Source organism: Streptomyces sp. NPDC086554 (assembly GCF_040686095.1).
Taxonomy (GTDB): Bacteria; Actinomycetota; Actinomycetes; order Streptomycetales; family Streptomycetaceae; genus Streptomyces.
Map to the genome: position 1 here is coordinate 12,991 of NZ_JBFBJK010000006.1, position 12,404 is coordinate 25,394.

Here is a 12,404-nt window from a genome sequence, read left to right on the forward strand (position 1 = left end):
ATGGATGTTGAGTACATCGCACGCTCCACAGGCCACACATGTTCCACCGACCGCCACCGCGCCCGGCGGCGCCACCGAACTGGCCCATTGGCTGATCCCCGACTGGGAGTTACGGCCCGAATCGGTTGAAGCCGTAACCGTACTTCCCTCGTTCGCGAGCAAACTCCAGGAATGCGAGCGCGTCTGCCAGGCGCCGTACAGCGAGGTGTCGCACGAGGTCCAGGAAGCGCTCGTCCTGCGCCGTCTGCAGCAGATGGTGAACACGGTGATGCTCAACCCGCTCTGGCGCGAGAGGCTGCGCGGCGCGGGCACCGTCCAGGCCCCCGAGTCGTACGAGGCATGGCAGCGCATCCCGCTGTCCGACAAGGACGTTCAGCGCGACTTCTTCATGGAGTCGCGGCCCGGCATGGTCGTCCCGCTCACCCGCGGCGAGTTCGAGGTCGTGGCCAGCGGCGGCACCAGCAGCGGCCGACCCCTCGAAGTCGTCTACTCCCTGCGGGAGTTGAAGGACACCTACGAGATCGCCGGGCGTTTCATGGGCGCCTATCAGCTGGCCGAGCATCTGCGCGGCAGCGACCCCAAGTGGCTGTTCACCACGCTGGCCGACTACCAGATGTGGAGCAGCGGCACCATGGTGGGCGGCGTCCTCTCGCACGTGCCGGGCGTCAACTACGTCGGTGCGGGCCCCGTGACGGCCCCCGTACTCGAGCACATGTTCTCCTACAAGGGCCCCAAGGCGCTGATGGGGATCTCCGCCGGCATCGGCATCCTCAGCGAGCTGGGCGCGGGCATGCGCCAGGAGTCCAGGGAGAGCTTCCGCGTCGCCCTGTACGGGAGCGGGGTGCTCTCGCAGCGCAAGCGGGTCGAACTCCAGGCGCTGTACCCGAATCTCTCGATCCTCAGCTACTTCGCCGCCACCCAGGCGGAGACCATCGGGCTGCAGCTCGACGCCGCGTCGCCGGATCTGTCCGCGGTGCCGGGCCTGCACTTCATCGAGATCGTCGACGAGAACGGGCGCTGGGTCGCGGAGGGCGAGGAGGGCGAGCTCGTCGTCACCCGGCTGCACGCGCACGAGGCGCCGCTGCTCCGGCTGAAGCTGGGCGACCGGATGATCCGGCGGCCGAGGACCGAGGGCCCCGGCCTCAAGACCCAGCGGTTCGAGTTCGCGGGGCGTACCGGCGATGTGCTGCACATCAACGACAGCCAGTACTCGGCCGCGCGGGCCTATGCCTCGCTGCGCGACGAGCTGAAGGCTGCCGAAGTGGTCGACCTGGACGCGGTGGCGCACGAGGTCCAGTTCGTCAACCACCGTGAGGGCAAGCAGATCACGCTGTTCGCGTCGGTCGACGACGTGCTCGGCCTGACGTACCGGGCGGACACGGTACTCGGCCCCTACGGCCTGCAGCAGGTGTTCGTGAACGCCCTGCCACGGGCCCTTTCGCTGTTCAACCACGGAGAGGCGAACACCGCGTCGATCGAGAAGACCGGATACACCCTCCAGCTCAAGTTCGTGCCCAGGCTGTCCGCCGAGATCGAGCGGACCGCCGTCGGCAAGGTCCCGCTGGTGCGGGACCGCGGCTAGGCGCGGGGCACCGCGCGCAACCACCAGGTGCGCAGACAGGAGTGGAATGACCGTGAGTGGAACGAAATCGCAAGTGAACATCATCGCCGTCGTGGACGTCATCGGGGCGCTGTCGATCAAGTCGCTGCTCGACGGCAATCTCTGCATGGTGGACGACGGGGCGTTCAACAGCGCCCACCAGGGGACGCCGAATCTCGTCACCGTCGTCAGGCCCGGTCAGGTCGTCTCGTGGACCGCGCTCGCCGTGGACCTGCAGACGCCGGTCGAGATCAAGAACATCTCGTTCGTGCCGGGCAACGGCCACATCGCCGCGGGTGCTCCGGGGGCGGCCGTACCCGGAGCACTCCCGCAGGGCGCGGCCGCCGCGGGCAGCCCCGGCGGGCCCGTTCCGAGCGCCCCGGCACCGGGTGCGCTCGGCCCGGCGACGGCCTCGGTCGGCGCCCAGGCGCACGGCGAACCGGCGAGCGCGAAGCTGGACCTCGACGTGTGGACCGGCGTGGTGCCGCACTGGATGACACGGGGCGTGCCGTACCAGTACCGGCTCGAAGTCCAGATGTACGACGGCCCCAACAGCATCATGCACATCGACTCCCCCGCGTTGATGTGCCAGTAGCGGCAGACCCGACGACAACGGCTAGGCCGGGAACGACGACGAAGGCGGAATCATGCCCCAACAGTTGGCGATCATCGTGCTCGTGGACGTCGGCAATGCGCTGGAGTCCAACACGCTCGACGGCAACACCTACCTGTTCGACAACATGAAGCTCCACGGCTCCACGAACCAGGGGACCGGCGATCTGGTGACCGCGGTCCACGGCTCGTACTGGCGCGACGGGTCGCAGGCCAGCGAGCAGGTGCTCAACTGGCTGCCGTACAGCCTCGGTTCCATCCCGCCGACCGTGCCCCGCGGCTACGAGGTCGAGCGGGCCCGGCAGAGCGACGAGCAGGCCCTCGCCGAACTGCAGGACCTCGCGGCCAAGTCCACGGTGCCGAGCGCCGACGCGGCGGCCGAGCTCAGCCGCATCCGCAGGAACGTGGGCACCCGGGTCAAGACCACGCGGCGTACCAGTGGCCGGATGTCCGGACAGAAGATCGTGGACGTCACGGGCCAGGTCGTCACCGAGGAGTCGGCGGGCACGGCCAGCTACCCGGCCCCGGTGATCACCGACATCTACGGCGAGGCCGTGGACGCGAAGATCATGTATCCGGCGGAGTACGGCTCCCCGGACATGGTGACCGACGGCTGGTACTGGGCGGCGTCGGTCGACACGTCCCGCCCGGGGACGTACTCGTACACGATGCGCATCCAGCTGCACAAACTGGCGCAGACGAACGGCGAGATCCGGTGGGAGCCGGTGAACCTGACGTGTTCCTCGTCCGTGAGGATCACCTCGGAACCGCGGCGCAACGCCTTCACCAAGGCGGGAATCGGCCCGCTGCCCATCCCCCCGGCCCCACGGCCCGCCCAGGGCACCTGAGCACCCACACCGGACGAGGAGGAACACATGACCACCAAGCAGAGGCGGGAGGCCGCGGCGAAGCGGCCGATCTCCATCACCGCAGTCGTGGACGCGGTGGGCGCCCTCGCGGGCGGCAACCTGCAGGGCCACCTGTACATGTACGACACGAACAAGTCGGGCGGCTCCACCGGGTTCGCCAGCGGGGAGCTGCAGACCAGGGCCCAGCGCGGTGACCAACTCCTGTGGAACTGCCTGGCATTGGAGTGCGAGGCGTTCGTCGCCATCGACGGCATCATCATCGACAGCGAGTTCTGCGAGCCGGAGCGGAAGGTGTATCCCGGCACCGACGTCGCGTACTGGACCGGGACGGTGAAGAAGACCGCCGCGGGCCCGATCCCGTACCAGATCAAGTTCAAGCTGGGCACGAGGGACGAACCGCTCACCACCACACAGGCGTCGGCCATCGTCGGCCAGTGACCGGGCAGTCATGACGGTGTACGCGAAGGAGGAACGATGACGACCAGCACGCGCAGCGTCGCGCCGGAGAAGCAGAATCCCGGCCAGCTGAACTCGGTCCAGCTCAACATCGTGACGCTCATCAACATGGAGCGGGCGACGGAGACGGGCTCGCTGAGCGACTCGATGTACATGATGGACAACAGCATCGGCGGCAAGGGGCAGGGCACGTCCTCGCTGGAGACGGTCTGCAAGCAGGGGCAGGTCATCAACTGGATCGTGCGGCCGATCGACATGGAGAAGCGCCCGGACGGCACCTGGCCGCCCATGCCGAAGATCAACAACATCGTGTTCCTCGACACCGAGGTGGGTGACGAGGAGGACGTGTCGGAGCGCAGGATCTTCAACGAACTGAAGATCTACGGCGGTCCGGACCGCACCCGGGACAAGTTCACGTCCGTCTACTACTACTGGGCGGGCGCGGTCAGTCCCACCGCGAAGCCCGGCCTGTACCGCTACCGGCTCGTGATGGAGCTGGAGCAGGAGCGCAAGAAGGAGAGGCTGTACCTGAACACGGCGATCCATCCGTCGATCAGGATCCTCGGCGTGTGACGCGAGCACACCTCTGAGGCCCCTCCGGCGGGCGTGTTCCGCCGGAGGGGCCTCTTGGGCACAGGGCCGGTTCTCGGCCTGGCGGTCATGTGCCACCGGGCGTAGAGAGAAGAGTTCACCCCTGGGAGGCCGGCGTGGACAGGACCATCGACAAGGGAACGTTCCAGGACGCGTTCAAGAACCAGGCAGTCGTCATCTCCGGGCTGCCGCGGGGCACGGCGCGCAGGCTCGCCACGGAGGCCAACGCCGCGGCGGGCCCGGTCGACGCGGCGCTGCGCACCAAGGCCGAGTTCGGTGTGCTGTACGACCTGCTGCTCGCCGAGCAGGGCGACGCGCCGGCGGACGGCCGGCTGCTGCTCCTGGACGCGGACGGGCGGATCACCGCGATCGGACAACTGGTCGAGACGCTCCTCAACTCCGCGGAGAACAAAGAGGAGTTCTTCGCTCAGGACATGTATCAGGTCAAGGTCACCGGCTGGCCGCAGGGCGTGCTGACCGCCGACGAGGTGATGGTGGCCCCGCCGGGCGCCCGGCTGACCCTGGCCAGGAGCGCCACCCCCGGCGACACGCTCCTGTCGACCGGCGCGTTCTCGATGGTCAACAGCGGCAACATGACGGCCCACGCGCCCAAGCGGTCCTGGAAGGTCGACTTCGAGGTCGGGGAGAGCGAGGACCGGCTCTACGGCATGGAGCGGGTCAACCTCAAGGCGATGTACAACGACCCGTCGCAGATGCGCGAGGCCGTCGCCTGGCGGCTGCTCGACCGGGCGGGGATTCCCGCGGCGCAGCACACGTACGCGACGTTCTCCCTCAACGACCGCTACATGGGCCTCTATTCGGTCATCGAGCAGGTCGACAAGAAGTTCCTGAAGGACCACTTCGGCAAGAACTCCGCGGGCAATCTCTACAAGGCGTACTGCGGCGACGTCGGCTGCGCGACCCTGGAGCACCGCACCGGCACGGGCGGAGACGACGACGGCCGCCAGTACTTCACAGCGGGCAGCGTCGAGGACGACCGTACGTACCGTCTGAAGACGAACGAGGACGACCCGGCCGCCAACACGTACGACGATCTCGCCACGCTCATCCGGACCGTCAACGGAGTCCAACTGCCGGGCGGCGAGGACCGGTTCGCGAGTGACGCCTTCCGCGAGTCGGTCGAGCAGGTGCTGAACGTCCGCGCCTTCCTGCGCTGGGCGGGCGCCAACGTCCTGCTCGGCAGCTGGGACAACTACTTCGCCACCCCGTCGAACTACTACCTCTACAACTCGGGGCGGCTCGGCGACCCGCGGAGCTTCATCGACCGCCCGTACTTCACGCTCGTCCCCTGGGACTACGACAACAGCTCGGGCATCGACTTCTTCGGTACGCCGTGGCAGTACACGGACCTGCTCGACTGGCCCGCGATGACCCGCAACTACTGCCGGATCACGCATGCCCCGCACGAGGTCTCACGGCTTCCGCTCTTCACCAACCTGCTGCGGCACCACGACTTCTGCCAGTACTACCTCGACCACCTGGAGTACCTCCTGGACACCGAGTTCGGCCCGGAGCGGGTCGCCGCGCTGATCGGCGCCGAGGGCTCGGGGCGTACGGACGGTCTGTGGCAGCTGATCTCGTCCGCCGCGTACGGAGAGGCCGAGAGCCCGCACGGACAGCCGTTCACCGGCCGGCAGTTCACCAACGACGAGGTGTACCGGGCGGCGTACCGCCAGTGGGAACTGAGCCGCGGATCGCAGTTCACCTACGGGATCTTCCACTACACGCGGATGCGCTACGACCACGCCCGGCAGCAGCTCGCCGAGCTGCGCAAGACCTATCCCAACGGCGCCAGCGGGGCGGAGTTCCCGGGCGCGATGGAGGTACTCCCCTCATGACCGCAGCCAACAAGAAGTCGAAGAAGGCTGATCAGAAGGCTGATCAGAAGTCCGAGCAGAAGGCCGAGCAGAAGGCCGACGCCTCGCGCGAACTGCGCCTGGTGAAAGAGGCCAAGCTCCAGGACCTGATCGGCGACGGCGCCGGCACCCGCCTGGAGGCGAGCGGCGTCATCTACCGCGACGGGGCCTTCCTGGTCGTCTGCGACAACCTGACCTCCTTCATCCGGATCAGCAGCGAGCTGTCGCCGAAGGCACCCGAGAACGGCGTCCTCACCCCCAAAGGCCAGAAGAGCAAGGGAAGTTCGAAGGAGAAGGAGGTCGAAGGGTACGAGGATCTCGCCCACGACGAGCTGCGCGACCACTACTTCACGCTGAGCGAGGCCGTGCCGGTCAAGCCGAAGGGCTTCCACGCCCGCGTCCAGGAGTACGACGCGAAACTGCGCCCGAGCGGCTCCTCCTGGCTCGACTTCACCCTGACGGACGCCAACAAGGGCATGGAGGGCCTGGAGTGGGTCGAGCGCTCGGGCACGGGATACCTCCTCGGCCTGTGTGAGGGGAACCGCTGCGCCGGCGGCAAGGAGGGGCAGCGTCCCGGCGGCGGTCGGATCCAGGTCTTCCGGCACGGCGGCAAGCAGTGGGACCACAAGGCCACGATCCGGCTGCCCGCCTCGCTGCCCTTCGAGGACTACAGCAGCGTGTCCGTGCGCGATGACGGCAGGATCGCCGTCCTGTCGCAGGCGTCGTCCGCGCTGTGGGTCGGCCGTCTGTCGACGAAGAAGTGGCAGGTGGACGAGGGCACGGTCTACCGCCTGCCCACGGACTCCAAGGGCCGCACGGTCTACGGCAATCCCGAGGGCGTGTCCTGGGTCTCGGCCGACCACGTCGTGGTGGTCTCCGACCGGGCGAAGAAGGGCGCGGCCAACGAACGCTTCCGGGCGAAGGACCAGTCGATCCACCTGTTCCTGATTCCCGGCACGAGCTGACCTTCCCGAAGTCCCCGACGGGGCGGCCGGGTTACTCGGCCGCCCACATGCCGCGCACATGGCCGAGATGGCGGGTCATCACCTCGCGGACGGCCTCCTCGTCGCGGTCGAGCAGCGCGTCGAGGATCTCCAGGTGCTCCTCGGCCGACGCCTCCAGGCGGCCCGCGTCGACCAGCGCCTGCAGCCCGTAGAGACGGGAGCGTTTGCGCAGGTCCCCGACCACCTCGACCAGGTGGTCGTTGCCGGACAGCGCGAGCAGGCCGAGGTGGAAGCGGATGTCCGCCTCCACGTACGCGATGAGGTCGCCCTTGGCGGCGGCGGTGACGATCTCCCGCGCGACCGGACGCAGCGCCTCGAGCGCGGCGGGGTCCGCGGTCGTGGCGAGCTCCGCCGTGGTGGGGATCTCGATCAGCGCACGGATGTGCTTGTACTCGTCGAGCTGCTTCCCGGAGACCGCGGTGACCCGGAAGCCCTTGTTCGGCACCGTGTCGACGAGCCCCTCCTTGGCGAGGTCGAGCATGGCCTCGCGCACCGGCGTCGCCGAGACGCCGAAGCGCACGGCGAGGGTGGGTGCCGAGTAGACCTCGCCCGCACGCAGCTCGCCCGCGATCAGCGCGGCGCGCAGCGCGTCCGCGACCCGCTCGCGGTAGCTGCTGCGCGTCCCGCCGAGGCTGGGCAGGGCCGCGGGCGCGGCGGACGGGGCACTGCTGCTCCGGTCGGTCATGGGCCGGTCCTCCTTGGTGCTGTCACGTGCAATGCACACGTGCAATGTCACATGCAATGTCACGTGCCGCGAGTATGCCAACCCGCTGCAGGACGAATCCCGCGGGGAAGGGATCGTCCGGGTCGAGCAGGTACTGGGCGGTGCCCGTCACCCATGCCCGCCCGGTGAAGCTGGGCAGCACGGCGGGGAAGCCCGCCACTTCGGTCGTCCCCAGAAGCCGCCCGCTGAACCGTGTCGCTCGTGCCGGTGCCGCACGGCGAGCGGTCGAACCAGCCGGGGTGGATCGCCATCGCGTGCCGTGAGTGGCGGGCGGTGGCCATCAGCGAGAGCCCGGCGGCGAGGATGTCGTCCTTGCGGTCGAGGGCGACGGCGACCTCGGCGACGACGAGACCGGCGGGGGTGTCCAGACGAATGGTGGTGACCGGCTCAGTTCAGCGTCGTGCCGGGGACGGTGCCGATGCCGCCGGTGATCACCCGCGTCGGCATGCCCTCGGTGTGCGAGTCGACCGCGTGCAGGACGAGTTTGCCAGCGTGTCAGGCGAGCCCGGCGGCGACGGCCCGCTCGGTGGCGGCACGCACCGACTTCTCCTGCTCCGGGAGCAGCGGCACACGCGGCGGACGGCAGGGGCCGCCGTGCCGCCCGACGATGTCCATGGACAACTTGATGGCCTGCACGAACTCCGGCTTGGAGTCCCAGCGGAGCAGCGGGTGCAGCTGCCGGTACAGCTTGCCCGCGGTGGCCAGGTCGCCGGAGACGGCGGCGTGGTAGAGCTCGGCGGACGCGGTGGGCAGCATGTTCGGGTAACCGGCGATCCACCCCTTGGCGCCCGCGACGGCGAGTTCGAGGAGCACGTCATCGGCGCCGATCAACAGGTCAAGATCCGGGGTGAGTTCGGCGATGCGGTAGGCGCGCCGCACGTCCCCGGAGAACTCCTTCACGGCATGGACGTACCCCTCGCCGTGCAGCTTCGCCAGGAGCTCGGGCACCAGGTCGACCTTGGTGTCGATGGGGTTGTTGTACGCCACGACCGGGATGCCCGCTTCGGCGACGTCGGCGTAGTGGGCGATGACGGAGCGCTCGTCGGCGCGGTAGGCGTTCGGCGGCAGGAGCATCACGGACGCGCAGCCCGCATCCCTGGCCTGCTCGGCCCACCGGCGTGCCTCGGCGGAGCCGTAGGCGGCGACGCCGGGCATCACGCGCTGCCCGCCGACGGCCGCGACGGCGGTCTCCACGACCTTGGCGCGCTCCTCGGACGTGAGCACCTGGTACTCGCCGAGGGAGCCGTTGGGCACGACACCATCACACCCGTTCTCGACGAGCCAGGCGCAGTGCTCGGCGAACTTGCCGTAGTTGACGGAGAGATCGTCGTTCAGCGGAAGGGCGGTGGCGACGAGGATGCCGTGCCAGGGGCGGTGCTGGGATGTGGCGGCGGGGGTGCTGGGCGTGGTGGGGGTGCTGGGGGTGCTGGGGGTGCTCATGTGCTTGGTCCCTTCTCGGTGCGAGGCGGTGCGGATTCGTGCGGGCCGGGGTCGGGCTCCTCCTCGCCCGCCCGTGCGAGGACCCCCAGCGGTACTGGCCGGGCGAACGGCCTGCGCGCGGAGCGCTCATCGCAGCCCGCGAGCGGGGACCTCCTCGCAGCGGCAGGCGAGGGTGTCGTCGCGGAGTTGCTCGGCCCAGTGTGCGGGCGGCGCGTACACGGCGTCGACGGCGGCGGCGAACTGCCGTGCTCTGGTACGGGACTTGGCCGCCGCCGCCCACGAGCGAGGGTCGGGCTCCCGCCCCCGGAGCCCGCCGCGTTCACGACGGCCGGGGCGTGGATCTCCCCCTGGTCGGTGCGGACCCCGCGGAGCACGGCGGTGACGGTCAAGCCGGTGCGCAGTTCAGTGCCCAACGACCGGGCAAGTCTCACCAGTTGGGCCGCCGCGAGGGACGGCATCACCTGGCTGTCCTGGGGATAGTGACGGCCCGCGCGTCGACCCCGGCAGCCCGCTGCCCGCTGCCCGGCGGCGAACTCCCCCAGCGCCGCGAGCCCTTCACCCGACGAGGCCATGATGACGCCGCCCTTGGCCTCGAACTCGATGCCCGCACCGAGGCCACCAGGACGACGGACAGCCCGGCACGCGCCGCGTACAGCGCACATGCGGCGCCCACCATCCCGGCGCCGACAACCACAACATCGCAGGTCAGCCGCTTGGCCACATCAGTACTATGTCACATATTCCTTTACCGGCCAAGGGTCTCTACGCTGACAGGACCGCTGTCGCGCAACGCCCGCACGAGACGACGTAACTGACGTAACTGGTGAAAAAGGTGAACCAGATGACCGATTCCACGAAGCCCGCCCCCAGGCCCGAGGGGCGCAAGAACGGCCTCTACCCCGCCATCTCCGAGGAACTCTCCGCCCTGATGAGGACGGGCTGGGCCGACACCGAGCAGCGGGACCTGCGCCCGGCCGAGCAGTCCGCACACGCCGCCCGCCGCCGCGCCGCCCTGTCCGCGCGCTTCCCGGGCGAGCGCCTCGTGATCCCCTCGGGAAAGCTCAAGACCCGCTCGAACGACAGCCATTACCCCTTCCGCCCCTACTCCGCGTACGTCCACATGACCGGCGACCAGGCGAGGGACTGCGCCCTGGTCCTCGAACCGCGCGCCGACGGCGGCCATGACGCGCACCTCTACCAGCTCCCCCGCGACGGCCGGGACAGCGACGAGTTCTGGACCGGCATGACGGCCGAGCTGTGGATGGGCCGCCGGCGCAGCCTCGCCGAGTCCGAGCTGCTGCTCGGCCTGCCCTGCCGCGATGTCCGCGACGCCCCGGCGGAGCTGACGGAATCCGCCGCGCCGACCCGCATCGTGCGCGGCCACGACCCGGCGCTGGAGGCGGCGGTGACGACCGACGAGCAGCGCGACGCCGAGCTGGAAGAGGCGCTCTCGGAGCTGCGGCTGATCAAGGACGACTGGGAGATCGGCGAGCTGCGCAAGGCCGTGGACTCCACGGTGCGCGGATTCACCGATGTCGTACGGGAGTTGGCGACCGCGATCGCCACGTCGGAGCGCTGGATCGAGGGCACCTTCTTCCGCCGCGCCCGCCTGGAGGGCAACCACATCGGCTACGGGTCGATCTGCGCGGCGGGCGAGCACGCCACGATCATGCACTGGGACCAGAACGACGGGCCCGTGCGCCCCGGCGAACTCCTGCTCCTGGACGCGGGCGTGGAGACCCACTCCCTCTACACCGCCGATGTCACCAGGACCCTCCCCATCGACGGCACCTTCACGCCGCTCCAGCGCAAGATCTACGACGCGGTGTACGAGGCGCAGGAGGCGGGCATCGCCGCCGTGAAGCCGGGTGCCGCCTACCGGGACTTCCATGACGCGGCGCAGCGGCACCTCGCGCACCGGCTTGTCGAGTGGGGCCTGCTCGACGGCGACCCGGACCGGGTCTTCGAGCTGGGCCTTCAGCGCCGCTTCACCATGGCAGGCACCGGCCACATGCTCGGCCTTGACGTCCACGACTGCGCCCAGGCGCGCACCGAGGAGTACGTCGGCGGCGTACTCGAAGCGGGCATGGTGCTCACCGTCGAGCCCGGCCTGTACTTCCAGCCGGACGATCTCACCGTGCCCGAGGAGTACCGCGGCATCGGGGTCCGCATCGAGGACGACATCCTGATCACCGCCGACGGCAACGAGAACCTGTCGAAGGGTCTGCCCCGGACCGCTGCCTCGGTAGAGGCCTGGATGAGCGACCTGACGGCCGGGCGGTAAGCGCTCCGCGCGGGGAACTGCCGCCCTCACCTGCGGGCGCGTCGTGGCTGGTCGCGCAGTTCCCCGCGCCCCTTCGGGGCGCTCCCCCGCTGCCCACTATGCACTCGATGTATACACACTATGTATAGTCATCGCATGCCTGCTGCTGCGAACAACAAGATGAAGAGACTCGCCAACCGGTTGCTTTCAGCTCCCACCTTTACGGCGGTAGCTGCCCTTGGCCTCGCCGTGGCCCTCACGGGATGTACCAAGCTGGACACCACATCGCCCAGTACCGTCCGCAAGGACGGGGCGGCCGCGAAGGCCGTGAATCAGGTGAAGCTCGGCACGGTCGACTGCCGCAAGGCCAAGTGCGTCGCGCTGACCTTCGACGCCGGGCCGAGCGAGAACTCGGCGCGGCTGCTCGACATCCTCAAGGAAGAGAAGGTGCCCGCCACCTTCTTCACGCTCGGCAAGAACCACATAGCCAAGTACCCCGAGCTCGTGAAGCGCATGGACGCCGAAGGGCACGAGGTCGCGAGCCACACCTGGTCGCACAAGATCCTCACCGACATCGATCCCGACGAGGCGCGTGAGGAGCTGCGCAGGCCCAACGAGGCTATAGAGAAGCTGATCGGCCACAAGCCGACGCTGATGCGTCCGCCGCAGGGGCGCACCAACGACGAGGTCAACAAGATCTCCCGCGAGGAGGGCCTCTCGGAGGTCCTCTGGACCGTCACCGCCAAGGACTACACGACGAACGACTCCGCGCTGATCAAGAAGCGCGTCCTCGACCAGACGGAGCGGGACGGCATCATCCTGCTGCACGACATCTACAAGGGCACGGTGCCCGCGGTGCCGGGCATCATCGACGGCCTGAAGAAGCGGGGATTCGTCTTCGTGACCGTCCCGCAGCTGCTCGCGCCGGGCAAGGCGGAGCCGGGGAAGGTCTACCGCTGAGCGCTCCG

Annotated in this window: 11 protein-coding genes and 3 pseudogenes; 9 read left to right on the top strand and 5 right to left on the bottom strand. The window is 69.1% G+C overall.

Features of this window, described 5'->3' with window-relative positions:
• Positions 1 to 7 precede the first annotated feature (7 nt).
• The 7 genes from AB0O76_RS11545 to AB0O76_RS11575 all read left to right on the top strand — a co-directional run bounded on the left by AB0O76_RS11545 (position 8) and on the right by AB0O76_RS11575 (position 6,970).
• A complete protein-coding gene (locus AB0O76_RS11545; RefSeq protein ID WP_365488133.1) occupies positions 8 to 1,582 on the top strand; it encodes a hypothetical protein in 1,575 nt (524 codons plus the stop codon).
• Positions 1,583 to 1,634: 52 nt separating this feature from the next.
• Positions 1,635 to 2,195: a hypothetical protein gene (locus AB0O76_RS11550; RefSeq protein WP_365488136.1), complete on the top strand. Its 561-nt coding sequence runs from the start codon at positions 1,635 to 1,637 to the stop codon at positions 2,193 to 2,195.
• Positions 2,196 to 2,247: 52 nt separating this feature from the next.
• Entirely contained in the window at positions 2,248 to 3,060 is an 813-nt protein-coding gene (locus AB0O76_RS11555; RefSeq protein ID WP_365488139.1) for a hypothetical protein, read from the top strand.
• Between the two features lie 27 nt (positions 3,061 to 3,087).
• Complete coding sequence (locus tag AB0O76_RS11560; RefSeq protein WP_365488142.1) at positions 3,088 to 3,519, top strand: hypothetical protein; 432 nt, start codon at positions 3,088 to 3,090, stop codon at positions 3,517 to 3,519.
• A 36-nt stretch (positions 3,520 to 3,555) separates the two neighbouring features.
• Complete coding sequence (locus AB0O76_RS11565) at positions 3,556 to 4,110, top strand: hypothetical protein (protein ID WP_365488144.1); 555 nt, start codon at positions 3,556 to 3,558, stop codon at positions 4,108 to 4,110.
• Between the two features lie 134 nt (positions 4,111 to 4,244).
• Entirely contained in the window at positions 4,245 to 5,987 is a 1,743-nt protein-coding gene (locus AB0O76_RS11570; protein WP_365488147.1) for a CotH kinase family protein, read from the top strand.
• Positions 5,984 to 6,970 (top strand): hypothetical protein, encoded by a 987-nt coding sequence (locus tag AB0O76_RS11575; protein ID WP_365488150.1) that lies wholly within the window; start codon positions 5,984 to 5,986, stop codon positions 6,968 to 6,970. Before AB0O76_RS11570 ends, AB0O76_RS11575 begins: the two co-directional genes overlap by 4 nt.
• Positions 6,971 to 7,001: 31 nt before the next feature.
• Here AB0O76_RS11575 and AB0O76_RS11580 read toward each other — a convergent pair whose 3' ends face one another.
• From AB0O76_RS11580 to AB0O76_RS11600, 5 genes and pseudogenes are all read right to left on the bottom strand, one after another.
• Entirely contained in the window at positions 7,002 to 7,694 is a 693-nt protein-coding gene (locus AB0O76_RS11580; RefSeq protein WP_365488153.1) for a GntR family transcriptional regulator, read from the bottom strand.
• A gap of 22 nt (positions 7,695 to 7,716) precedes the next feature.
• Positions 7,717 to 8,011, bottom strand: a pseudogene (locus AB0O76_RS11585) (proline racemase family protein); the annotation flags it as partial.
• A gap of 217 nt (positions 8,012 to 8,228) precedes the next feature.
• On the bottom strand, positions 8,229 to 9,173 hold the full coding sequence (locus AB0O76_RS11590; RefSeq protein WP_365488156.1) for a dihydrodipicolinate synthase family protein: 945 nt from the start codon (positions 9,171 to 9,173) through the stop codon (positions 8,229 to 8,231).
• Positions 9,170 to 9,482 (bottom strand): annotated as a pseudogene (locus AB0O76_RS11595) (FAD/NAD(P)-binding oxidoreductase); the annotation flags it as partial. The pseudogene AB0O76_RS11595 and the gene AB0O76_RS11590, both read right to left, overlap by 4 nt.
• Positions 9,470 to 9,894, bottom strand: a pseudogene (locus tag AB0O76_RS11600) (FAD-dependent oxidoreductase); the annotation flags it as partial. The pseudogenes AB0O76_RS11595 and AB0O76_RS11600, both read right to left, overlap by 13 nt.
• Before the next feature lie 120 nt (positions 9,895 to 10,014).
• On the opposite strand from AB0O76_RS11600, the gene AB0O76_RS11605 reads away from it, so the two are divergent.
• Together AB0O76_RS11605 and AB0O76_RS11610 are read left to right on the top strand one after the other, a co-directional pair.
• A complete protein-coding gene (locus AB0O76_RS11605; RefSeq protein WP_365488159.1) occupies positions 10,015 to 11,457 on the top strand; it encodes an aminopeptidase P family protein in 1,443 nt (480 codons plus the stop codon).
• Positions 11,458 to 11,616: 159 nt separating this feature from the next.
• Entirely contained in the window at positions 11,617 to 12,396 is a 780-nt protein-coding gene (locus AB0O76_RS11610) for a polysaccharide deacetylase family protein (protein WP_365488922.1), read from the top strand.
• Positions 12,397 to 12,404: the final 8 nt, after the last annotated feature.